The 23,726-nt window shown below is 70.2% G+C and carries 18 protein-coding genes; 9 read left to right on the top strand and 9 right to left on the bottom strand.

Going from position 1 to position 23,726, the window contains the following annotated elements:
• Window positions 1-17 precede the first annotated feature (17 nt).
• Window positions 18-500 (top strand): GNAT family N-acetyltransferase, encoded by a 483-nt coding sequence (locus AB0N89_RS23215; protein ID WP_364207643.1) that lies wholly within the window; start codon window positions 18-20, stop codon window positions 498-500.
• Here the strand turns inward: AB0N89_RS23215 and AB0N89_RS23220 are convergent.
• The 4 genes from AB0N89_RS23220 to AB0N89_RS23235 all read right to left on the bottom strand — a co-directional run bounded on the left by AB0N89_RS23220 (window position 466) and on the right by AB0N89_RS23235 (window position 7,586).
• Window positions 466-1,653 (bottom strand): 8-amino-7-oxononanoate synthase, encoded by a 1,188-nt coding sequence (locus tag AB0N89_RS23220; RefSeq protein ID WP_364207644.1) that lies wholly within the window; start codon window positions 1,651-1,653, stop codon window positions 466-468. The two genes, AB0N89_RS23215 and AB0N89_RS23220, sit on opposite strands and share 35 nt — an antisense overlap.
• 102 nt (window positions 1,654-1,755) lie before the next feature.
• Window positions 1,756-3,258, bottom strand: a complete 1,503-nt coding sequence (locus AB0N89_RS23225) for a DEAD/DEAH box helicase (RefSeq protein WP_364207645.1) — start codon at window positions 3,256-3,258, stop codon at window positions 1,756-1,758.
• A 346-nt stretch (window positions 3,259-3,604) separates the two neighbouring features.
• Complete coding sequence (locus tag AB0N89_RS23230) at window positions 3,605-4,546, bottom strand: RIO1 family regulatory kinase/ATPase (RefSeq protein WP_364207646.1); 942 nt, start codon at window positions 4,544-4,546, stop codon at window positions 3,605-3,607.
• A gap of 214 nt (window positions 4,547-4,760) precedes the next feature.
• The gene (locus AB0N89_RS23235) at window positions 4,761-7,586 is read right to left on the bottom strand and encodes an AAA family ATPase (RefSeq protein WP_364207768.1); all 2,826 of its coding nucleotides are present in this window, start codon (window positions 7,584-7,586) and stop codon (window positions 4,761-4,763) included.
• A 303-nt stretch (window positions 7,587-7,889) separates the two neighbouring features.
• On the opposite strand from AB0N89_RS23235, the gene AB0N89_RS23240 reads away from it, so the two are divergent.
• The 3 genes from AB0N89_RS23240 (at window position 7,890) to AB0N89_RS23250 (ending at window position 12,193) form a co-directional block, all read left to right on the top strand.
• Entirely contained in the window at window positions 7,890-9,053 is a 1,164-nt protein-coding gene (locus AB0N89_RS23240; RefSeq protein WP_364207647.1) for a S8 family peptidase, read from the top strand.
• Window positions 9,053-10,600, top strand: a complete 1,548-nt coding sequence (locus tag AB0N89_RS23245; protein ID WP_364207648.1) for a S8 family serine peptidase — start codon at window positions 9,053-9,055, stop codon at window positions 10,598-10,600. The genes AB0N89_RS23240 and AB0N89_RS23245 overlap by 1 nt, the downstream gene beginning before the upstream one ends.
• 69 nt (window positions 10,601-10,669) lie before the next feature.
• Complete coding sequence (locus AB0N89_RS23250) at window positions 10,670-12,193, top strand: NAD(P)/FAD-dependent oxidoreductase (protein WP_364207649.1); 1,524 nt, start codon at window positions 10,670-10,672, stop codon at window positions 12,191-12,193.
• A gap of 63 nt (window positions 12,194-12,256) precedes the next feature.
• Here AB0N89_RS23250 and AB0N89_RS23255 read toward each other — a convergent pair whose 3' ends face one another.
• Together AB0N89_RS23255 and yaaA are read right to left on the bottom strand one after the other, a co-directional pair.
• Window positions 12,257-13,708 (bottom strand): trypsin-like serine protease, encoded by a 1,452-nt coding sequence (locus tag AB0N89_RS23255; RefSeq protein WP_364207650.1) that lies wholly within the window; start codon window positions 13,706-13,708, stop codon window positions 12,257-12,259.
• An 87-nt stretch (window positions 13,709-13,795) separates the two neighbouring features.
• Window positions 13,796-14,551 (bottom strand): peroxide stress protein YaaA, encoded by a 756-nt coding sequence (gene yaaA, locus AB0N89_RS23260; RefSeq protein WP_364207652.1) that lies wholly within the window; start codon window positions 14,549-14,551, stop codon window positions 13,796-13,798.
• Between the two features lie 59 nt (window positions 14,552-14,610).
• Here yaaA and AB0N89_RS23265 point away from each other — a divergent pair, with 59 nt between their 5' ends.
• Both AB0N89_RS23265 and AB0N89_RS23270 read left to right on the top strand, forming a co-directional pair.
• The gene (locus tag AB0N89_RS23265) at window positions 14,611-15,579 is read left to right on the top strand and encodes a GNAT family N-acetyltransferase (RefSeq protein WP_364207654.1); all 969 of its coding nucleotides are present in this window, start codon (window positions 14,611-14,613) and stop codon (window positions 15,577-15,579) included.
• 73 nt (window positions 15,580-15,652) lie between these two features.
• Window positions 15,653-16,588, top strand: coding sequence for an aminoglycoside phosphotransferase (locus tag AB0N89_RS23270; RefSeq protein ID WP_364207656.1), 936 nt, complete (start codon window positions 15,653-15,655; stop codon window positions 16,586-16,588).
• Window positions 16,589-16,818: 230 nt separating this feature from the next.
• Here AB0N89_RS23270 and AB0N89_RS23275 read toward each other — a convergent pair whose 3' ends face one another.
• On the bottom strand, window positions 16,819-17,721 hold the full coding sequence (locus AB0N89_RS23275; RefSeq protein ID WP_364207658.1) for a 2-hydroxyacid dehydrogenase: 903 nt from the start codon (window positions 17,719-17,721) through the stop codon (window positions 16,819-16,821).
• Between the two features lie 99 nt (window positions 17,722-17,820).
• Here AB0N89_RS23275 and AB0N89_RS23280 point away from each other — a divergent pair, with 99 nt between their 5' ends.
• Window positions 17,821-18,165, top strand: a complete 345-nt coding sequence (locus tag AB0N89_RS23280; RefSeq protein WP_364207660.1) for a YciI family protein — start codon at window positions 17,821-17,823, stop codon at window positions 18,163-18,165.
• A 228-nt stretch (window positions 18,166-18,393) separates the two neighbouring features.
• Here the strand turns inward: AB0N89_RS23280 and AB0N89_RS23285 are convergent, their stop codons facing one another.
• Window positions 18,394-18,747 carry a VOC family protein gene (locus tag AB0N89_RS23285; protein WP_364207662.1) on the bottom strand — a complete coding sequence of 118 codons (354 nt, stop codon included), beginning with the start codon at window positions 18,745-18,747 and terminating at the stop codon, window positions 18,394-18,396.
• 126 nt (window positions 18,748-18,873) lie between these two features.
• Here AB0N89_RS23285 and AB0N89_RS23290 point away from each other — a divergent pair, with 126 nt between their 5' ends.
• The gene (locus AB0N89_RS23290; protein ID WP_364207664.1) at window positions 18,874-20,622 is read left to right on the top strand and encodes a proline--tRNA ligase; all 1,749 of its coding nucleotides are present in this window, start codon (window positions 18,874-18,876) and stop codon (window positions 20,620-20,622) included.
• Entirely contained in the window at window positions 20,622-21,575 is a 954-nt protein-coding gene (locus AB0N89_RS23295) for a hypothetical protein (RefSeq protein ID WP_364207666.1), read from the top strand. The genes AB0N89_RS23290 and AB0N89_RS23295 overlap by 1 nt, the downstream gene beginning before the upstream one ends.
• Here AB0N89_RS23295 and AB0N89_RS23300 read toward each other — a convergent pair.
• Window positions 21,512-23,686, bottom strand: coding sequence for a DUF2156 domain-containing protein (locus AB0N89_RS23300; protein WP_364207668.1), 2,175 nt, complete (start codon window positions 23,684-23,686; stop codon window positions 21,512-21,514). The two genes, AB0N89_RS23295 and AB0N89_RS23300, sit on opposite strands and share 64 nt — an antisense overlap.
• Window positions 23,687-23,726: the final 40 nt, after the last annotated feature.

Here is a 23,726-nt window from a genome sequence, read left to right on the forward strand (position 1 = left end):
GTCCGATGTGCTAACAAGTGGGCGTGAGCACCGACACCCCGATCACCGAGACCTCGTCGTTCCCGCTGTCCGTCGCCGGTGACGAGATCACCGCCGCGCAGCTGCACGGCATCCTCCGCCTGCGCGTGGACGTGTTCGTCGTCGAGCAGGACTGCGCCTATCACGAGATCGACGGGCGTGACCTCCTGCCCGGGACGCGGCACCTCTGGGTCGGCGGTTCCGTCGCCGTCGACTCGTACCTGCGGGTCCTGCAGGACGCCGGCGGCACGTTCCGGATCGGCAGGGTGTGCACGGCCGTCCGCTCACGCGGCAAGGGACTCGCGGGACGGCTGATGGAGACGGCGCTCGCGGGGATCGGGGACTCTCCGTGCGTCCTCGACGCGCAGACGTACGCGAAGGACTTCTACGGCAAGTACGGCTTCGTCGTCGAAGGCGACGAGTTCATGGAAGACGGGATCCCGCACCTCACGATGTGGCGCCGGGAGGCGCAGCGGCTGTGATCACCGCGACCGCGCGGTCCACGTCGGCCTCGGTGAGGTCGGCCCGCGCGGTCAGGCGCAGGCGGGAGATGCCGTCGGGTACGGACGGCGGCCGGAAGCAGCCGACCCGCACGCCCTGATCCGCGCAGGAGGACGCCCACGCGACGGCCGCGTCGGGCGACGGCGCCTGGATCGAGATCACGGCCGCGTCGGGGAGACCGACGCGGAACCCTGCCGCTTTCAGGTGCATCGCGAGGTTTCCGGCGGCTTCGGTGACCTTGGTGGCCAGCTCCGGCTCGGCCTTCAACGCGCTGAGAGCGGCCAGAGCGGCGGCCGCGCTGGCGGGCGCGAGCGCCGTGTCGAAGATGAAACTGCGCGCGGTGTCCACGAGATGCTTGATCACGCGACGCGGTCCGAGCACCGCTCCGCCTTGTGCCCCCAGGGATTTCGACAGCGTGATCGTGGTGACGACGTCCGGCGCGCCGGAGAGTCCCGCCGCGTGGACGGCACCGCGTCCGCCTTCGCCGAGGACGCCGAAACCGTGGGCGTCGTCGACGAGCAGGGACGCGCCGTGCTCCCGGCAGACCCCGGCGAGTTCCTCCAGCGGGGCGATGTCACCGTCGACGGAGAACACGGAATCGGTGACGACGAGCGCGCGGGGTTTGCGGCGGGTCGCCAGCGCGTGCTTGATCGCGCTCGGCGCGCTGTGCGCGACGGCGGCGATGTCCGACCGGGACAGCCGGCAGCCTTCGATCAGCGACGCGTGGATGTACTTGTCCGTGACGATCGCGGAATCCGCGCCGGACAGGGCCGTGACGGCGCCGAGGTTCGCGGTGAAGCCGGACGAGAAGACCAGCGCGGCTTGCGCGCCGCAGAAGCGGGCGAGTTCGTGCTCGAGTTCCGCGTGGACCTCGGTGGTGCCGGTGACGAGCCGCGAGCCTGTCGACCCTGCGCCCCAGCGCAACGCGGCCGCCGCGGCCGCACCGGCGACGCGCTTGTCCCTGGCGAGCCCGAGGTAGTCGTTGCCCGCGAGGTCCAGTTCCGGCTCCTGTGCCTGCCGGATGCGCAGCTTGCGCACCAGCCCGGCCTCGGCCCGCTTCTCCGCTTCCACGTCGAGCCAGTCGAAGACCTGGTCGGGCGGGAGGTTCTGGGAAGCGGGGCCGGGAGAAGTCACGTCCCGCAGTCTCCCATCCGCGTCGCCCGAGTACATGAAGGCCCCCTTCCTCGCGCCAGGCGCGAGGAAGGGGGCCTTCATGTACTTCTAGCCGGGACTATCTCAGCTGTCGTAGCTGCGACGCGGGCCGCGGCCCGGACGCTGCGGACGGCCGTTGCCGCCACCGGACTCGCCACGACGCGGGCGGCCGCGGAAGCCGCCGGGACGGCCGCCTTCGCGGTGACCGTGACCCTCGCGCGAACCCTGGTAGCCACCGCGGTCGCCGCCACCGTAGCCGCGGCCACCGCCACGACGCGGGGACTCACGACGACGCTCGACGACCGGCTCGCCGCTGGGCTGCTGCGCACCGGTGATGCGGGTGAGCTCGGCGTCGCCCGGGCGGATGGTGGTCTGCTCGGCGCGGACACCGGCGCGGTCGGTCATCCGGCGCACCATGCGGCGCTGGTCGTGGGTGACCAGCGTGACCACGACACCGGACGCCCCGGCGCGCGCGGTGCGGCCGGCGCGGTGCAGGTAGTCCTTGTGGTCGGCGGCCGGGTCGACGTGCAGCACCAGCGAGATGTCGTCGACGTGGATACCGCGCGCGGCGACGTCCGTGGCGACGAGGACCGGGGCGTAGCCCTCCTTGAAGTCCGCGAGGACGCGGTTGCGCTGGCCCTGGGTCTTGCCGCCGTGCAGCGCGGCCGCGTGGACGCCCTTCTCGCGCAGGCGCTCGGTGAGGCGGTCCACGTGGTGCTTGGTGCGGACGAACATGATCGTGCGGCCCTCGCGGGCGCCGATCTCGGTGATGATGTCCTGCTTGTCCTGGTGCGACACCTGGAACACGTGGTGGTCCATGGTGGTGACGCTCGCGGTCGACGGGGCGACCGAGTGCGTGACCGGGTCGGTCAGGTACGCGCGGACCAGCCTGTCGACGTCACCGTCGAGGGTGGCCGAGAACAGCAGGCGCTGGCCGCGGGCCGGGGTCAGGTCGAGGATCTCGCGGACCTGCGGCATGAAGCCCATGTCGGCCATCTGGTCGGCCTCGTCGAGCGCGACGAAGTTGACGTCCGACAGCGACGCGGTGCCCTGGCGGACATGGTCCGACAGCCGGCCGGGGGTGGCGATCAGCAGGTCGACGCCGCGGGAAAGCGCGTCGGCCTGGCGGGTGAAGGCCATGCCGCCGACGGCGGTGCGGCACCACAGGCCGAGGGCCTTGGCCAGCGGGGTCAGCGAGTCGGCCACCTGCATGGCCAGCTCGCGGGTCGGGACCAGGATCAGCGCGCGGGGGTGCTTCGGCCGGGCGCGGCCGCCGTTGAGCCGGGTCAGCATCGCGAGGCCGAAGGCCAGGGTCTTGCCGGAACCGGTCTGGGCGCGGCCGAGCACGTCGCGACCGGCGAGCGCGTCGGGAATGGTCGCCGACTGGATCGGGAACGGGGTGGTGATACCGGCATCGGCCAGCGCCCGCAGCAGCGGGTCGGGAAGGCCGAGTTCCGCCCAGGTCTTCGCCTTGACCGTCTCGACGGCGTCTTCACGCAGCATCGCGTCACCCGCGGGGCGGGTGCGCGGCTTGCGGTGCTGACGCGCCGACGGTGAGACGTGGCCGGAGTTGAACGTGACTGTCACAAATGCCTCTCGGACGTGGCACGTCGCAAGGAGGCCCGGGCTGCCCGCGCGCAGGCAGGGCAAGATGGTGTGCACAGATGGGCGTTCACAGGGACGAACCCGGCACACCGCGTCTGCGTGACACCGCGCGCCTATTGGTTGATACGGATACCGCGAGCCATTCGGTTGGCTTTGGAGGCGACGGACACCACTCATCCACGCCGCCGGTTGCGGTCTAGTACTACTGTACCGGACCGTTATCCGGCCTCCCAACTGGAGGGACCGATTGTGGGCAGGGTCTCCACCGCCGGGTCTTTCCCGGCGTGATCACGCCGGGAAAGACCCCTTCACATGACACTGTGGACGGTCAGCGCAGCCCGGCGATCTCTTGCAGTTCTTCGATCAGTTCGGTGACCGCCGTCAGCCGCTCCGGCAGTCCCCGCGAGTGGAACCACGCGGCGATGTTCCGCACGTCCCGCGCGAGGAACTCGAGCCCGCCGGGATTGGCGACGATGTCGACCACCTGGGGCAGGTCGATCACCATGATCTGCCCACGGTGGACGAGCAGGTTGTACGCCGAGAGGTCGCCGTGCGCGAGCCCCTGCGACGCCAGCAGTTCCAGCATCGCCGAGGTCTGGAACCACAGCTCCCGCAGTTGATCCGGCTCGGGCCGGACCTGTGCCAGCCGCGGCGCGGCCGTCTCGCCGTCGCCGAGGAATTCCAGCAGCAGCTCGGTTCCGTCTCGCTGGACGGGGTACGGCACCGGGGCGCCGACCGACCACAGCCTGCTCAGCGCGCCGAATTCCGCCACCGCCCATTGTTCGGCGATGAGGTTGCGGCCGAAGCTGCTGCGCGACTCCATGGCCCGCATCTCCCGCGAGCGCCGCATCCGCCTGCCTTCGAGGTAGCCGGCGTCCCGATGGAACAGGCGGTGCTCGCCGCTGCGGTACCGCTTGGCGGCCAGCACTGTGCCCTCGGTGCCGGGCAGGTTGCGCCGGACGAGGTGGACGTCCGCCTCCTTGCCGGTTTTGAGGATGCCGAGTTCGGTGTCCACCGCCGCGAGTTCGGTGATCACCCAGTCCGGCCGGGGCTGCGGCCCCTGCTCCGCGTCTCCCCAGGTGCTCCAGCGGTCGGCGCCGTCGGGGATGGCGACTTCGGTGTAGGCGTCCTCGCGCAGCCGGGCGAGCCGGACGCGTTCGGCTTCGGTGAGCCGTCCGCCGCGCGTGGGTTCGGGTTCGTCGTCGAACCGGGGACGACGGATACGGCGAGGACGTTGTTCGTAGGACTCTTCGAGATCGTGCTTGCGCACTGGTGGGTTCTCCTAGTCAGGGATGCCCCACCGGGCGAGCGTCGTAGCGCCGCGCTCAGCCGCGAGGGGCGAGTGGATGGGGGCGGACAACGCCCCGGACAGTCATCAGCACGAGGCACCTCCCTGTCGCATCCACCGGCTCCCTGCCGGATCGCGGACGATCATCCCGGACGCCCGCAGGGGTCCGCAACCGAATTAATCGACCACCAAGCGGCTAAGCCGACCGCAGCCCCGCCAGCTCGCTCCGCGACCGCACCTTCAGCTTCCGCAAAACGCTCGCGACGTGCTGTTCCACCGTGCGCCGGGACAGGAACAGCACCTCGGCGATCTCCCGGTTGGTGTGCCCGGCGGCCAGCAGGCGGGCGACGTCGCGCTCGCGCGGGGACAGTTCGTCGCCGTAGCCCCGGCGTCCGCGCCGCGAGGGGGCGACCGCGCCGGTGGACCGGAACGCGTGGCGGCAGCGCGCGGCGTCCCGGGTGGCGCCGAGCCGGTCGAACGCCTCGGCGAGCGCGGCGAAGGTCTCGGCGACGTCCTCGTTCCCGGCGAGGCGGCACCGCGCGGCCCGTTCGGCGATCAGCGCCGCGTGATACGGCGCCGGGAGGGCTTCGTACCGCGTCCGCGCCTGCTCGAAGGCCTTGATCGCGGCGGCGTGGTCGCCCCGGGCGGCCGCGATGAGCCCGCGGTTCGCGGCCAGCGCGGCATGGGTCGACGGCGCGTCGAGGCCGCCGATCTCGCGTTCGAACTCGTCGGTCAGCGCCCGCGCCTCGTCGTCCCGTCCGAGGGCGCAGTACGCGTCGACGGCGGCGAAGAGCAGGTCGGCACCCCAGGCCCAGACACCCTTGGCGCGCAAGAGTTCCAGTCCCTTCTCCGCCTGCGTGACGGCGGCCTCGCCGAGGTCCTGGGCGAGCAGCATGCCCGCCATCCCGGCGTGCGCGGCGATCGCGACCGGCGTGAACGCGTTCTCCGGCTGGTCCGCGGCGGTGCCGGCGAACCGGGCCGCGGCCTCGTCCCATTCGCCACGGGCGGCGGCGAGCAGGCCCAGCACCAGGCACAGTTCGCTGGTCACCGGCAGGAGGTCGCGGTACTCGTCGATGAGCGCGTCGGCCCGTTCGGCGAGGCCGTCCCAGTTCCCGGTGAGCCAGTCGGTGTGGACGGCCGTCGCGCTGGCGGTGCTGACGACGTACGGGGCGCCGCAGTCGGCGGCCAGCTGCATCCCGCTGCGCAGCAGGCTCCTGGCCCGCCGATGGTGTCCCGTCCAGGCGCAGGCGTCGGCGCTGTTGCAGTGCAGCCGCGACAGATGCCGCTGCTCGTCGGGCGAGCCCACGCTGGTGGGCGCCAGGTCCAGCATGTCCCAGCCCCGCGCGTCCCCGATGTGCAGCCGCGACGCCGCGTTGTTGGCCAGCAGGATGATCTTCAGCCGCCGGTCGGTCGCCCGGTCGATGAGCCCGTCCACCCGGTCCATCCACCGCCGGTGCTCCCGCAGCGGCGTCGCGCCGACCCACGGCTGGGCGAGCACGCCCATCCCGCGTCCGGCCAGGTCGGGCCGGTCCGCGAGGTCGTTGACGGCGATCTCGATCTCGGTCCTCGCCGCCTCCAGCCCGCCGGCCTGGCGCACCAGCAGCAGTCCGAGCCCCAGCCGGACCTCGCCGCTCAGCCGTCCGGACAGCCTGCCGTCGGTAAGCAGCCGCTCCAGCGCCGGGACGACCTCGGTCTGCGCGAGGCCGTTGCACGCCACCGAACTGAACTTGACCGCCAGTCTGTCCACATCGGACGGTTGCAGGCCCGGTTCGTCGAGCAGGGTGCGGAGCAGGTCCGTCGCGGTGGCGAGATCGCCGACCGTCGACGCCTGATCGGCGGCCGCTTCGCCGTACTTCAGGGCACCGGCCCGGTCACCCGCCTTGCGGCAGTGCTCGGCGAGCCGGACCAGGGACTGCGGGAGGCGGTCGCGCAGCAGCCGCGCGGCCCGCCGGTGCAGTTCCTGGCGGTCGGGACCGGGGATGGCGCGGTAGACGGCCTGCTGGGCGAACGCGTGCCGGAAGCCGTACGTGCCCTCGCCGGTCTCCACCAGGACGTTGCGTTCGAGCGCGAGGACGAGCGCGCGGCGGGCACGTTCGGGGGCGATCGCGGCCGCGGCGGTCAGCAGGTCCGAAGTGGACGGCGTGCCGAGAACGGCGGCGGCCTCGGTGATCCGCCGGGCCGCGGACGGCAGCGCGACGAGGCGCTCGACGGTCGCCTCGCGCAGCAGCGCCGGGACTTCGACCGTGTCCAGCAGGCGCCCCGCGGTCGCGGCGTCGGCGTGCACCGCGCCCTCGACACCGCCGATCGCGTGCACGATCTCCTCGACCACGAACGGGAGCCCCGCGGACTGCTCGTGCAGCCGCGCGGCGAACTCGGCCGAGACGTTCGCCTCGCCGAGCAGCGCCGACACCAGCGCCTGGACGCCGTCGCGGTCCAGCGGGCGGAGGGTGACGGGCACGTGCGCGGTTCCCGGCGCGGGCCGGTAGGCGCTGCCGAGCGGGATGCCGCCGGGTGTCTCCTCGCGCCGGTAGGTGAGCAGGAGGGTCAGGCCCGCGGGCGGGTCGGTCATCAGGAACCGCAGCAGCCGCCGGGAGCCGTCGTCCGCCCAGTGGAGGTCTTCGATGAGGACGACGTGCGGGCCCAGCGAGCCGAGCAGTTCCCGGACGGCGCGGAAGAGCCGGTGCCGTTCGGCGCGGGGATCGCCGAGCCGGGCGGGCGGCCCGGGCAGGAAGGCCGCGAGTTCCGGCAGGTAGGGGCCGAGCACGCCGGTCACGGGGTTGAGTTCGCGCGCCGGGCGGACGTCCTTCAGCGCGTCGAACACCACGCCGTACGGGAAGGGCTCGCGCAGCGGCTGGCAGCTTCCGGCGATGACCGGCCGTCCCGCCAGTTCGGGGCAGGCCAGCAGCTCGGCGGCGAGCCGCGTCTTGCCCACGCCCGCTTCGCCTTCGAGCATGATCACCGACGGCGAGCGCATGGCGCCGTCGAGGAGCTCCCGTAATTCCGCCTCACGGCCGACGAGCACGGGCGAACTCGTTCTGCGTCCACCGATCACCATGCCGGGTCACCCCCGCTTCACGAACCACACCGTTCGAGTGAACGCAGCTTAGGCGCGATTTCGGTGATCACGGAACCCGCTCGGACGGTCACACAACTTTCGTAGGGACGGTGAATTCTCCTATTAGATACGTAGTCCTACGGACCGTTGCCTCGCTTGTTCGCGCAGGTACCGCCACCCGAAAGTGATTCCAGCGTGACTGCTCGTCACGGCGTCGGCCCGGATTTCCGTCGGCGCGAACCACCTGTTCGAGTGAACGGAGCTCAGGAAATGCGTGGAGAACTTCGACGTCACCGGATCGCGGGTGCGGTACTCGCCGGGGCCTGTGTGACGGCCTCGCTGGCCTTCGCCGGATCCGCGACGGCCGCCGAGGGGCAGATCCTCGGCGCGGGCGTGCCGGGAGCGGTCACGGACGGGTACATCGTCTCGTTGAAGAGCGGCGACGCCGGTCTCGCGGCCAAGTACGGCGGCCAGGTGAAGGCGACCTACGGCGCCGCGCTGAACGGCTTCTCGGCGAAGATGACCGAGGCGCAGGCCAAACGGCTGGCCGCCGACCCCAACGTCGACTTCGTCCAGCAGGACGCCGTCGCGCACATGACCGGTACCCAGAACAACCCGACCTGGGGCCTGGACCGGATCGACCAGCAGAAGCTGCCGCTGGACAAGAAGTACACCTACCCGAACGACGGGGCCGGGGCGACGGTCTACGTGGTCGACACCGGTGTCGACTACCGCCAGTCCGAATTCGGCGGACGCGCGTCCAGCGGCTACGACTTCATCGACAACGACGCCGACGCCAAGGACTGCCAGGGCCACGGCACGCACGTCGCCGGCACGGTCGGCAGCGCCACCTACGGCGTGGCCAAGGGCGCCAAGATCGTCGCGGTCCGCGTGCTGAACTGCCAGGGCAGCGGCCAGTACTCGCAGATCATCAGCGGGATCGACTGGGTCATCAAGAACGCCAAGGGCCCGTCGGTGCTCACCATGAGCCTCGGTGGCCCGGCCGACAACGGCGTCGACGCCGCTGTGCGCCGCGCGGTTTCTGCGGGCATCACGAACACGGTGGCCTCCGGGAATTCCAACACGGACGCCTGCGGCACCAGCCCTGCCCGGGTGAAGGAAGCCATCACGGTCAACGCCACGCAGAACGACGACCGCCGGTCCACGTTCTCGAACTACGGCAGCTGCACCGACATCTTCGCGCCCGGCACCAACATCACCTCGCTGCGCAACGGTGGCGGTACCCAGCAGATGAGCGGGACCTCGATGGCGACGCCGCACGTCGCCGGCGCGGCCGCGATCTACCTGACCTCGCACCCGTCGGCCAACCCCGCCGCCGTGGCCTCCGGTCTGGCCGCCGCCGCCACCAACGGCGTCGTGACCAGCCCCGGTTCCGGTTCGACCAACAAGCTGCTGAACGTGGCGGGTCTCTGATGCGCCGCGGCGTGCGCGGCGGTGTGGTGACCTTCGCGGTCACCGCACTCGCCGCGCTCGCCGCCGGCAACGCCGTCGCCGCGCAGGCGGAAGGCGTTGTCGTGCAGGCGAACCAGCACTACGGGGACCAGTACATCGTGGTGCTCCACGATGTCGGCACCCAGGCCGTCGAGCAGTCTTCGGTTTCGCTGACCGGCCGCTACGGCGGCGAGATCCGGTCGGCGTACAAGAACGTGCTCCGCGGGTTCTCGGTCAAGGGCATGTCCGAGCAGCAGGCCCGCCGTCTCGCGGCGGATCCGGCGGTCAAGTCGGTCTACCAGGACGGCACCGCGCGTGCCGTCGGCACCCAGACCAACCCCACCTGGGGCCTCGACCGGATCGACCAGAAGAACCTGCCGCGGGACAAGAGCTTCACCTACCCGAACACGGGCGAGGGCGTCACCGCCTACGACATGGACACCGGCATCAACCCGGAGAACCCCGAGTACGAGGGGCGCGCGTCCATCGGCAAGGACTTCGTGGGCGGTAACGGCAAGGACTGCAACGGGCACGGCAGTCACACCGCGGGCACCATCGGCAGCAAGACCTACGGCGTGGCGAAGAAGATCAAGATCGTCGGGCTGAAGGTGCTGGGCAACGACTGTTCGGGCAACGGCCCCGACTCGGCCATCGTGGACGCGGCGGAGTGGCTGACCTCAAACGGCACCAAACCGGCGGTGGCGAACCTGAGCCTGAAGATGGACCAGGTCGGGCTCGGCGACGACGTCATCAAGAAGTCCATCGCGGCGGGCTTCGTCTACGCGGTGGCGGCGGGCAACGAGAACCAGAACGCCTGCAACGTCAGCCCCGCTCGTATCCCCGAGGCGATCACGGTCGGCGCCTCGGACGAGAACGACAACAAGGCGTCGTTCTCCAACCACAGTTCGTGCGTGGACATCTTCGCCCCTGGCAACAACATCACGTCGTTGTCCACGTCCAACGGTGGTTCGGCGAACATGAGCGGGACTTCGATGGCCACGCCGCACGTGGCCGGCGCGGCGGCGCTGTATCTCGCCGCCAACTCCGGCGCCACCCCGCAGCAGACGCGGGACGCGCTGGTGAACAACTCCTCGGACGGCGTGCTCAAGGGCCTGCCGAGCGGAACGGTGAACAAGCTGCTGAACATCTCGTTCATCGGCGGAGGCGGCCCCACCCCGAAATGCGGGGCCAAGTCCAACACGACACCGGTGTCCATTCCGGACGCGGGTGACGCGGTGACCAGTTCGGTGACGCAGGAAGGCTGCGACGGCAAGGCGTCGGCGACGCTGCCGGTCAAGGTCGACATCGCGCACACCTACACCGGTGACCTGGCGATAGACCTGATCGGGCCGAGCGGTGCGGTGTTCGGCCTCAAGCAGGCGGGAGGGATCGGCGAGGCGAGCGGCGTGCACACGTCGTACACGGTGAACGCCTCGTCCGAACCGGCGAACGGGACCTGGAAGCTGCGGGTCCGTGACGTCTACCGGTTCGACAGCGGGACGATCGAAGGCTTCTCCATCACCTTCTGAGTCCTTGCGAACGTCGGTGCGCCGCGGTCACGATGACCGCGGCGTACTGTCGTTTCGCTGGGAGGCTTGATGGAGTCGTATGACGCCGTGATCGTCGGTGGCGGGCACAACGGCCTGGTGGCCGCCGCCTATCTGGCCAGGGCCGGTCGTTCGGTGCTGGTGCTGGAACGCCGGGACGAGGTCGGCGGGGCGGCGGTGTCGTTCCGGGCCTTTCCCGGTGTCGACGTCCGGCTTTCGCGGTACTCGTACCTGGTGAGCCTGCTGCCGAGGGGGATCGTCGCGGATCTCGGGCTCGGACTCGATCTCCGGCGGCGGCGGATGTCGTCGTACACGCCCGTCGGTGACGGCGGTCTCCTTGTCGACACGGGCGACGACGGCCGCACCTCGGCGTCGTTCTCCGCGCTCACCGGGTCCACCAAGGACTTCGAGGCGTGGCAACGGTTCTACGCGATGACGTCCCGGGTCGCCGAGGCCACGTTCTCGACGCTGACCGAACCGCTGGTCTCCCGGGCGGAGCTGCGTTCGCGGATCGAGCCGGAGGCCTGGGACGCGCTGTTCGAACGGCCGATCACGGAAACGCTCGTCCGGATGTTCGGCGACGACACCATCCGCGGCGTCGTCCTGACCGACGCGCTGATCGGGACCTTCGCCGACGCCGGCGACCTCCGGCAGAACCTTTGCCTGCTCTACCACGTGATCGGCAACGAAACCGGCGACTGGGACGTGCCGGTGGGCGGGATGGGTGCGGTGACCGGGGCGCTCGCGTCGGCCGCGCGGACGGCCGGGGCGCGGCTGGTGACCGGTGCCGAGGTGCTGTCCGTCGATCCGGACGGTCCGGTGCGCTATCGGCTCGGCGACGACGAATTCACCGTGCGAGGCGGGCACGTCCTGTCGAACGTCGCGCCGCGCGTCCTGGCCGGATTGCTGGGGGAGGAGCCGCCGGAGGCCCCGGAAGGCGCGCAGCTCAAGGTGAACATGGTCCTGTCACGACTGCCGCGGCTGCGCGATCCGAGCGTCGATCCGCGCGAGGCGTTCGGGGGCACGTTCCACGTCAACGAGGGTTATGGGCAGTTGGCGACGGCCTACGCCGAGGCCGCCGCGGGCAAGATCCCGTCGTTGCCGCCGTGTGAGATCTACTGTCATTCGCTGACCGACCCGTCGATCCTCGGCCCGGCCGAACGGGCCGCCGGGGTGCAGACGCTGACGTTGTTCGGGCTGCACATGCCCGCGCGGCTGTTCGAGGAACGCAACGACGCCGCGCGCGAAGAGGCGCTGCGGGCGACCTTGTCCTCTTTGGACAGCGTGCTGGCGGAGCCGATCGAGGACTGCGTGCTGCGCGCGCCGGACGACCGGTTGTGCGTCGAAGCGAAGACGCCGCTGGACCTCGAAGCGGAGCTGGGGCTGCCTGCGGGGCACATCTTCCATCGCGATCTGTCGTGGCCCTATGCGGCCGATGCCGCTCAGGTGGGTCTTTGGGGAGTCGAGACTGAACACGACCGTGTCCTGCTCTGTGGCGCGGGTGCTGTGCGGGGCGGCGGTGTCTCGGGCATCCCCGGTCACAATGCCGCGATGGCGGTGCTTTCCCGCTCCTGATATGTCATGAAAGGGTCGTTCAGGACATATTTCGTCCTGAACGACCCTTTCATGACACACGCGCTACTGGACGGTCAGGGTGTAGGTCGCGGTGGCGGTCTTGCCCGCCGAGTCCGTCGCGGTGACGGTCACCGGGTACGTGCCGCGCTGGAACGGCGCGGCCACCTGCATGGTCGAGTTGCCGCCGCTCGAGATCGTCTTCGGGTTGAAGAACGGGGCGAACGGCAGGCCCTGCCCGGACGCCGAAAGCGTGATCGCGCCGGTGCCGCCGGTGGCGGAAACCGTGACGTTGCTGAAGAAGCCGGGCTGGACGGTCCCGCTTCCGGGGCTCACGCTAACCTTGAGGTCGCTCGGCTGCGGGCCGCCGTTGCCGAGGGTCAGCGTCAGTTTCGCGGTCGCCGTGTCGGTGGTGCCCTTGCCCGAGATCGTGACGGCGTAGTCCTTTTCGGCCGTCCCGGCGGGAACCTCGATGCTCACCTTCGCCGATTCACCCGAGTTGATGGACGCGGGCTGGAACGTGGCCTTCGCGCCTTCCGGAAGTCCCGACGCGCTCAGGTCGACCTTCTCCGCGCCGTTCTTTCCCGGCTTGCTGGTCACCGTGGCCGAAACGTACTTGCCCGGCTCGACCTTGAGCGAGGACGGCGTCACCGCCAGGGAGAACGTCTCCGGGTTGTTCGGCTCGCCGATCTGCTGCTTGACCCAGTCGCCCATGTCGTTGTTGAGCCGGCCGTACACGCTGTACCACTTGAAGTCGCTGCGGCTCCAGGACGCGACGCCGACGACCTTGCCGTCCACGATGAGCGGCCCGCCGCTGTCACCCGGCAGGATGGTGACGCGGCCGTCGCTGTAGCCACTGCAGACCATCGTGGCGTCCTTGAAGCCCGCGCCGACCCCGTTGCAGTTGCTGCCCTGCACGATCGGCAGGGTGAACTTGTGCAGTTCGACGTTGCGGGTGTCGTCGTTGAAGTCCTTCTTGCCGTAGCCGAGCCCCAGCCCGGACTTGCCCGGCTTGTTCAGGTCCGTGTCGGCCGACGTCGCGACCTTGGCGTACTGGCCACCCGGCACCGGGATGTCGGCGTCCGTGGTGACCACCGCGACGTCGTAACCCTGGTCGAAGTTGACGTACTTCGGGTGGATGTCGTAGCTGACGACGCCGATCCGCGTCCCGCCGCCGGCGTTGAGATCGTCCAGTCCGTACAGGAAGCTCTTCTCGCCCTCGGCCGCCTTGCAGTGGGCGGCGATCAGGATCTTGCGCGGCGCGACGACCGAACCGGTGCACGTCTGGCCCTGCGGGCGGGAGCCGCCTTGGCGCAGGCCCGCGATGATGAACGGGTGGTCCTTGACCGAGGCGGGTGTGCCGCCGATGGAGTTCGTGTGCGGTCCACTGGGGACGACCGCTTGGTCCGTCGGGGTGACGGCGGTCAGGTTCGCGGCGGACGCGGGAGCAGGCAGGAGGACCGAGAGGCAGCCGAGGGCGGCGGTGGCGATCCCCAGCAACCGTTGTCTTCTGTTCACGGTGGTTCCTTTCCAGGTGGCTGGAAATCACTTTCCGCATCCGTGCCTGGTGGAACAATCGAGGAAGAAGCCCGTAGGGGTACGGAACTAATGCACGCCGTCGCCGGTGAGTAGTTCGATGCAGTGGTCACCGGTGCGCTCGACGTCGAGACCGGCCTTCGACAGCACCCGCAGCAGCTGTTCCACAGTGGACGGTTCGCTGCGGGACTTCACCAGCTCCGCGGCCAGCCGTCCCTTGTAGGCCTTGTTGAAGTGGCTCACGGTGGTCCGGTTGCCCTTCGCGTCCTCGGTGACGACGCGCACGGTCACCGCGTCCGGCCGGAGTTTCGCGAGCGCCGAGTACGTCCCGGAACGCAGGTCGACGACGAGCCCTTCGATGTTCTGGAGCACCGGTTCGAGCACCGGCTTCCACACGCTGCGGATGGTCCCCAGCGACGGCAGCGCGTTCCCGCCGGAAAGCCGGTACGCGGGGATCGGGTCGGTCGCCGCGACCACGCCGAACAGCGCCGAAGCGACGGCGAGACGCTTCTCGGCCTTCGCCAGCGTCGCCTTGGTGAACGACTTCACGTCGAGCGCGTCGTAGAGCACCCCGGTGTAGCGGCGCAGCGCGGGCATCGTGGGCGAGGACCACAGCTCGGCGTTGCGGGCGACTTCGTCGGCCTGCCGCGGCGTGATGCCGAGCGCGTTGACACTCGCCGGGACGTCGGCCGCCAGTTCGGTCAGCGCGTCGGCCAGCTTCGCCCTGGTCGGGGTCAGTTCCGGGAACGACAGGGCGCCGAGATCCAGTGGCGCGCCGGTGCCACCGGCGGCCTTGGTTTCGGAAGGGGGGAGCAGCACGAGCACCACGGAAGCGTAACTAAATGGGGTGCGTCACTCCGAGGCGCGGGCTTAGCCTCGTCCGCATGAGCCTGACCTGGCGTCCGCTGACCTTGGACGACACTCCGCGACTCGCCGAGACCTTCGCCGCGGCGGAACGTGCCGAGCCGATCGAAGAGCATTACAGCGCCGAGGATCTCGCCGAAGAGATCAGCTCGCCGAACATCGACCTGCCGACAGCGACCACCAGCGCCTGGGACGGCGAGAAGCTGGTCGCCTACGGCTTGCTCAGGCGGCGTGACGCGGCGAATCCGGCGCATATGGTGCGGGTCGAGACGCTGGTCCACCCCGATTACCGCGACGACGCGATCGCCGCGCACCTCACGGCCTGGTTCGAGAAGACGGGCAAGGAGATCCACGCGAAGACCTTCCCGGACGCGCCGCTGGAGCTCCACGCCGCGGCCAACACCAGGCAGCGCTGGCTCTCCGAGGTGCTGGTGGACGCCGGGTACGAGCACGCGCGGTGGTTCGTCGACATGCGCGCGGACCTCGCGTCGATCCCGCCGGTCAAACCGCTGCCGGAAGAGTTCCCCCTCGTCGCCTACGAGGACGAGTACGAAGAACTCACCTTGCGGTGCCGGAACGAGACCTTCGCGGACCACTGGGGGAGCACGGAGCAGTCCCCGGAGGCGTGGCGGCATCTCGTGGTCGGCGGGAAGGACTTCCAGCGGGAGCTGTCTTTCCTGTTGCTGAGCCCGGAGCGGGACCGGGTGGTCGCGATGGTGCTGTGCGCCCACTTCGCCTCCGACGAGGCCGCGACCGGTGTGAAAGAGCTGTACGTCAGCCATGTCGGGACGGACGCGAGCCTTCGCGGACGCGGTATCGCCGGCGCGCTGCTCGGGCACACGCTCGTCAAAGCCAAGGCGGCGGGCTTCCGGCGTGCCTCGCTCAATGTCGATCAGGACAACACCCACCGCGCCCTCGGCGTCTACGAACGTGTCGGGTTCGGCGAGCATCAGCGCTGGGCAGGCTATGTGAAGGCCGTCTCCGCCTGACCGGTTGACACCCGAAAGGGTGGATTTCGGTACAGTCGATCTTCTCGGAGAGATCGCTGGGGGTGGTAGGGCGTTGCCGGTTTCCGCACGCCTCGGCTGGCACGATCTGCCGTCGGCGACGCGTGACGCCGTGGAGCGTGAGCTCGGTTCGGTGGTCCGTCGTTCGTTGTGGCAGACACCGGAATTCGACGGCGGTGTCGCCGCCAGGCTCGAACTCGAACGCGAACATCGCTGGGTCTTCCTGAAGGCGATCCCGGCGAGCAGTCCGCGAGCGGGTGGCTACCGGACGGAGGCGGCTATCGCGCGACGGCTGCCCTCGGCGGCACCCACGCCGAAGCTTCTGTCCTTTGTGGACGGCGAATGGCTGGTGCTCGCGTTCGCCGACTTCGACGGCACGAGGCCGAACCTGCGCCCGGGCTCGCCGGACCTTTCCGCGGTCCTGGCCACTTTCGGCGCGCTCGGGCGCACGCTCACACCGTGTCCGCTGCCCGACGTGCCGGACGCGCTCGACGACCTCGGCCCGCTCCTGCGCGGCTGGCACGAACTGGCGAAGGAGCCGCCGTCCGACCTCGACGGCTGGGCCGTCCGCAACATGGACAGGCTCGTCCAGCTGGAGACGTCCTGGCATCCCTGGTCGGCCGGGGACACTTTGCTGCACAACGACATCCAGCCCGAATACCTGGTGCGGACCGGCCCGGGCCGGGTGCTCGTCACCAACTGGCGCTACCCGGCGAGGGGCGCGGGCTGGCTCGATCTGGTCGCGCTCGTCCCGTATCTGCTCGACGCCGGGCACGAACCGGCCGACGTCGACCGCCTGCTGCGGCGGCGCCCGGTGCTCACCGGAGTCCCGGTCTGGGCGGTCACCGCGTTCGGCGTCGCCCTGGCCGGACACGCCGAACGGGCGTCCCGGCTACCGGAACCACCCGCGACGACCGGGGTCCGCGCGGCGCAGCGCCGTCTCGCCGCGGCCATGCGCGACTGGCTCGCCTACCGCACCCACTGGCCCTAGGCCGTCTCGCATTCAGAGGACGAAACGCGCCAAGGGCAACCGGCGACCGAGGGTGACGCGGCGCCGGACTCGCGTGCTCAGACGCGGATCTCGCGTGCTTGAAGGCGGAACTCGCGTGATCGGGCGCCGCACACGTGAGTTCCGCCTTCAAGCACGTGTGCTCGCCGTCTGATCACGTGAGTCACGAACCCGGCGAATGAGCCGGGTGCGGGCGCATCGCGACAAGTACGTCAGCCGACGACGTGCAGCGGGTCTTCACCGGCGGCGTAGCGGCGCAGCTGCTCGGCGACCAGTCGCTTCGCGCGCGGGTAGAACGACGCCGACCCGCCCGCGATATGCGGCGTGATGATCACGCCCGGCGAGGTCCACAGCGGATGCCCGGCGGGCAGCGGCTCGGGATCGACGACGTCCAGCGCGGCCCGCAGCCGTCCGGAGACGGTCTCCGCCGTGAGCGCGCCGGTGTCGATCGCCGAGCCCCGCCCTACGTTCACCACCAGGGCGCCGTCCGGCAGCGCGGCGAGTTCCGCGGCGCCGAACAAACCCGTGGTCGCGGGCGTTTCGGGCAGGATCAGGACCACGATGTCGGCGGACGGCAGCAGTTCCGCCAGTTCGCCGACGCCGTGCACCCGTTCCGAGGGCCTGGCCGTGCTCGCCACTCTGGTCACGACGGCTTCGGCCGCGACCAGCTGCCGCTCGATGGCCTGGCCGATCGAGCCGTGGCCGACCAGCAGCACGCGGCTGTCCGCCAGCGAGCGCGTGTGCTCGCGTTCCCACGACGCCGTCGCCTGCTGCGCGAACCAGCGCGGCAGATCCCGCTGGGACGCGTGGATCAGCGCCAGCGCGTGCTCGGCCACGCTGAGGTCGTGCAGGCCGCGGCCGTTGGCCAGCTTCACTCCCGCCGGCATCAGCGGGACCAGCTTCTCCACCCCGGCCGAAAGCGCCTGCACGAGCTTCAGCGACGGAAGCCGGGCGATCAGCTTCGCCGGCTCCGGTCCCGAGTCGTACGGCAGCACGTAGACCTCGACGTCATCGAGGTCGCCGTCCGGCAGCGGACCCGTGCCGTCGTAGAGCCGCGCGCTCAGGCCTTCGGGCAGCTCGATGTCGGACCAGGGCAGGATGGCTCGCTCCGTCATACCACCATTCTGACCATCGGACTCGCCGCGGAATCCGTTGCCCTTCCACACCCGCTTGGACGAGACTCTTCTCCCTCGCCCAGGGACGAAGGAGCCGGAGTGACCCAGTACCTGATCTCGTTCGACGAAGGCGCGATGCGGGTCTCCGAGGAGGACCTGCCCGCCGTCACCGAAGCGACGGTCGCGGTGGTCCGGGCGGCCATGGACGCAGGCGCGTGGGTCTTCGGCGGCGGACTGACGCCCCGGGACGGGACGAGCGTGGTGTCCACCGACGGGACGATCGCCGACGCGCCGGACCCGGCGAGCAAGCAGTACCTCGGCGGATTCTCGATCGTCGACGTGCCCACGCGCGAAGAAGCGTTGCAGTGGGCGGCCAAGCTCGCCGTCGCCTGCCGCTGCGCGCAAGAGGTCCGCGAGCTGCTGCCCGCCCCTCCGGACCTCTGACCGAGGCCGGACGCGACCGGTACGCCTGGTCCGATGGTCTCGTCCGGCTGATCACGGCTGCGCGCACGTCTTGCCGGACAGCGCCGATTGCCACCCCGTGGGCCTACCGTCAACGGATCTCACGCGTGACCGGACGGACGACGTTCGTGACCGGACGGACGGCGCGTGTGATCAGACGGACGACACACGTGATCAGACGGACGACACCGGCGATCGGCGGGACGTGACTCAGCCGTGGGTGGCGACGCAGAATTCGTTGCCCACGGGATCGGCGAGCACCGTCCAGGCGATACCTGGCATCTCGTGCTCGTCGAGCTTCTTCGCGCCCAGTCCGATCAAACGTTCCACCTCCTTCTGTCTGTCTTCGGTCGCGAAGTCCATGTGGACCCGGTTCTTGGCGACACGCGATTCCGGCACGCGCTGGAAGGCGAACACGGGCCCCGCCCCGGCCTTGGGGTGCAGGATCAGGAACTCGCCCTCGTAGTCCTGATCCACCTCCACCCCGAGCGCCTTCGTCCAGAACGCCGCGAGCCCGCGCGGATCCGCGCAGTCGATCGTGATCATGCCCAGGTCGATACCCATGGCGGCACGCTAGCGGGGCCCACCGACAAAACCGGGCGCCCGCGATAACCGGTTGAACCGCCCCGGGGCGGGGTGACTACGCTGCGCAGAACGTCTAAGCACGTAATTCCAGCGAGGAGCCCAGAAGTGATCACCAGGATGTCGTCGTTGTTCCTTCGCACCTTGCGCGAGGATCCGGCGGACGCCGAGGTACCGAGCCACCGGCTCCTGGTACGCGCCGGCTACGTCCGCCGGGTGGCCCCGGGCGGCTACTCCTGGCTGCCGCTGGGCCTGCGGGTGCTGCGCCGTGTCGAGAACGTCGTCCGCGAAGAGATGAACGCCATCGGCGCGCAGGAGATCCAGTTCCCCGCGCTGCTGCCGAAGGAGCCCTACGAGGCCACCGGCCGCTGGACCGAGTACGGCGACGCCCTCTTCCGTCTCAAGGACCGCAAGGGCGTCGACTACCTCCTCGGCCCGACGCACGAAGAGCTCTTCGCGCTCACTGTGAAGGGTGAGTACAGCTCGTACAAGGACTACCCCGTCGTCCTGTACCAAATCCAGACCAAGTACCGCGACGAGGCGCGTCCCCGCGCCGGGATCCTGCGCGGCCGCGAGTTCGTCATGAAGGACTCCTACTCCTTCGACCTCGACGACGACGGCCTGACGAAGTCTTACGAGCTGCACCGCCAGGCGTACACGAAGCTGTTCGACCGTCTCGGCATCGAGTACGTCGTCGTGAAGGCGACCTCCGGCGCCATGGGCGGCTCGGCCTCCGAGGAGTTCCTCGCCGTCGCCGAGACCGGTGAGGACACCTACGTCCGCAGCACCGAATCGGGTTACGCGGCCAACGTCGAAGCGGTCACCACGCCCGCTCCCGAGGCGAAGCCGATCGAGGGCCTGCCCGAGTCGAAGGTCCACCACACGCCGGACACCCCGACCATCGAGTCGCTGGTCACGTTCCTGAACAACGCGGACCTCGGGCGCACCTTCACCGCCGCGGACACGCTCAAGAACGTCCTGGTGAAGACCCGCCAGCCGGGCGCCAAGGAGTGGGAGCTGCTGGCCATCGGTCTCCCCGGTGACCGCGAGGTCGACACGAAGCGCCTCGAAGCGTCGCTCGAGCCCGCCGAGTTCGAGCTGCTCGAAGAGGCCGACTTCGCCAAGAACCCCTTCCTCGTCAAGGGCTACATCGGCCCGAAGGCGCTGAAGGACAACGGCGTCCGCTACCTGCTCGACCCGCGCGTCGTCGACGGCACGGCCTGGGTCACCGGCGCCGACGAGCGCGACCACCACGTGGTCGACCTGGTCGCGGGCCGCGACTTCACCGGTGACGGCACGATCGAGGCCGCCGAGGTCCGCGAAGGCGACGCGTCGCCCGACGGCCAGGGCACCCTGGTCGCCGCGCGCGGCATCGAGATCGGGCACATCTTCCAGCTCGGCCGCAAGTACGCGGACGCCTTCGAGCTGGACGCGCTCGGCCCGGACTCCAAGCCCATCCGCATCACCATGGGTTCGTACGGCGTCGGCGTCTCGCGGCTGGTCGGCGTCCTCGCCGAGCAGAACCACGACGACCTCGGCATCGTCTGGCCGCGCGAGGTCTCGCCGTTCGACGTGCACGTGGTCATCGCGGGCAAGGACGAGACGGTCGCCGCCGGCGCGGAGAAGCTCGCGGCCGAACTGGACGCTGCCGGGATCGAGGTCGTCCTCGACGACCGCAAGGCCACCCCGGGCGTGAAGTTCGCCGACGCCGAACTCGTCGGCGTGCCGACGATCCTCGTCGTCGGGCGCGGTCTCGCGAACGGCGTCGTCGAGGTCAAGGACCGCCGCACCGGCGACCGCGAGGAGATCGCCGTCGACGCGGTCGTGGAGCACCTGGTCAAGCTCGTCCGCTCGTAATGGGCCTGTTCGGCAAGAAGCGCGGGGATTCCCCGGGCTACGAGGACAACGCGGCGCTGGACGGGTTCGGGGGCTATCAGCCCTCGGATTCGTCCGGCTACGCGCCGACCCCGGAACCGGCCGAACCCAAACCAGAACCCTCGCCGGAGCCGCAAAAGCCGGCGAAGCAACCGATGTCGCGAAGCGGGCGACGGGCCATGTACGGCTTCTTCGCCACGCTCGGCGTCATCGCCATCGCCGCGCTCGCGAACAACGGCGACAGCTCGTCGGAAAGCAGCGCCCCGACGCCGCGGACTCCGACCGTCTACACGCCTTCGCCTCGGGTCGTCGCGCCGCCGGTGACCGAGGGCTGGCAGTCCGTGGCGGGGAAGGACGGCGTCTACGCCTACGACGTCCCGCCGAACTGGACGCCGAAACCCGGCACGATCCACGGCTGGGAGAAGGGCACCCAGGTCCCGGGCATCACGATGGTCGCCAGTGCTTTCGTCGGGGAGGGCTACTGCCCGCAGGAGAAGCGAAGCAGGATCGGCGGCAGCGGCGTGGCGAACGTGAAGGCCGCCGACCCCGCTGACGCCTCTGTCGCGGCGCGCAAGGCGCTCGACGACCTCACCGTCAGCGCCTACAACCCGGAAGACGGCCCGCTCACGGCCAAGATCAGCCCGGAACCGCCCCAGGCGACCGAGTTCACGCTCGGTTCCGGCAAGAAGATCCCCGCGAGCATCGTCCTCGCGGAGGTCGTGACCCCGCCGGGACCGTGCGGCGCGCAGCGCGCCCTGGTCGGCGTGCTCGCGCCGCAGCTGGGCGACGCCTCGGCGGTCCTGGCCGTCTATTCCGGCCAGGACACGCCAGGCGGGGCGGACCGCGAACAGATCCTGAAGATCCTCAAGACCTACCGAGGCGTCCCGGAAGCGGACCGCAAGACCATCACGCCGCCGCCTTCGACGTTGCGCTGAGGCTTCTTGCCGGACCGCGCGAGCTTCGCCAGCCGTAGCAGCCCGGTGTTCGGCAGGTAGGCCCGGCCGAGGGCGATCCCGATCCGCGGCAGATCCGCTTCGTCGCGGAACGCGAGGTACAGCGGGACGTGCCGCGGCTGGAACTTCGCCTTGAACGCGTGCAGTGAACGGAATCCGTAGAACGGCTCCATCATCGTGCCGAGCGCGTCCAGCACCCGCTCGACGGCGTGCGCGGGTTCGCCGGAGCTCGCCAGCGGGGCACCGGACAGCGAAACGAACTTCGCGCCTTCTTCACGGAAGGCCAGGCACGACGACGCGATCAGGAACTCCATCGACGGGCGGAATCCGTCGGCACGCTTGCGCATGACGTCGAGCGTCCAGCCGCCGACCGCGCCCGCGCCGGTGTAGACCGGCATCCACGACGTCACGCCGTGGACCACGCCGTCGGCGTCCACCGCGAGGCCCACGCGGGTCTCGGGGTCCATCGCCTCGTCGACCCCGCCGAGGGTGAAGCCCATCTCCGGCATGCCCTTGTCGCTGATCCACTCTTCGGAGATCGCGCGCACCTGCGAGATCACCGCGCGCGGCTGGTCGGCGAGCCGGACGAGCCGGAACTCGATGCCGTCCTTCTTGGCGCGGTTGAGCGCGGTCCGCACGTCCTGCCAGCGCTTGCCGCGGAACTCCAGCGTGTCCAGTTCGATCAGGGTGTCCTCGGCGACCTGGACCTGCTTCCAGCCGAGTTCGTCGGTCTTGGCGGTGGTGTCGCCGGTGGCGGAGAACAGGCACGGCACGAGACCGGTGTTCTCGCACATCGTGATGAACTCGGCGATCGTCCGGTCGGCGGCGCCGTCCGGGGCGATCGGGTCGCCGAGGGCGATGGCGACCCCGGCGTGCCGCCGGTAGGCGAGGTAGGACTTGCCGTCCGCGGCCACGAAGTACGAGTTCTGCGGCCACGTCGTCATCCACGAAAGGGTGCTTCCGCCGTGACGGCTGAGCAGCGTGCGGGCCAGCGCGGGGTTGCCCATCCGGCCGAGACGACGGCGCTTCCGGCGCGACGGCACCCGGAAGGCGCCGCGGGAGGCGATCAGCATCGCGAACTCGACCGTCCACAGGAGGTTGTCCACGAAGAACAGCGGCGGATCCATCAGCCCGGCGTCGTCACCGAAGACCTCGGCCAGTGCGAGCACCCCGCCGTAGGCCATCACCTGAAGGATGACGAACGACGTCAGGATCATCGCGGACCACCAGGCGACCTGGCTGCCCTTGCGCAGGCCGTTCATGATCGGCACCACGATCACGCACAGGATGACGACTTCCCAGGTGGACAGCGAGAGTTCCTCGGACGAACCGAAGGGACCGTTGCCCGGCACGAAGGACATCACCAGTTCGGCGACCGTCAGCACCAGCAGGCCGGCCATCACGTAGAACCGCCACTCGCGCAGGCTCGGCCGCCGCTCGCGGCTGGAGTCCTTCGACCCGAGGAACTTGCGCCCGAACGGCAGGGCCAGGACGAGGGCGAAGAAGTGCACGAGGTCGGCGAGCGTGCCGACGAAGATGATCGCGACCCCGGCGTAGACGCACAGCCCGGCGCGCAACCGCAGGCGCCACGGCGGGCGCAGGGTGGCGCTGGCGACCGCGACCGCGGCGAGAGCGCCCCCGGAGAACCCGACGTCGAGGCTGCCGGCGATCCGTTCCGCCCACTCCCAGCCGGAGTTCCGGCTCAGCGCCAGGAACTGCACGGCCACCAGGACGCTGACGAACTGGCCGCCGATGGTGACCGCCATCGCCCGGCGCGTCCCGAGCCGCCATTCCGCGAACCCGGCGAACAGCGCGAAGCTGAGCACCATCGGCAGGTAGTACAACGGGACGACCGCGAACAGCGGTCCGGTGAGCACCGTCCACCACCGGCCTGATTCGAGCGACGGCAGCCCATACGCGATGTACGGGTACACCGCGCGATCCTCGGCGGCCGACCAGAGCGCGCCCGTGGCCAAGGCGAGCGCGAGCATGGTCAGCGTGACGAGGGTCGTGAAAGGCAACCGGTGTCTCAACACCGTGGCGATCTTGTGCGTCCGGCCCGGCGCGGCCGTCCCGCTTCCCCCTTTTGGCATGGAATCAAATTAGGCGCCGAGACCGGTCCGACACATCCGG

The sequence above is a fragment of the Amycolatopsis sp. NPDC089917 genome (assembly GCF_040684635.1).
GTDB lineage: Bacteria > Actinomycetota > Actinomycetes > Mycobacteriales > Pseudonocardiaceae > Amycolatopsis.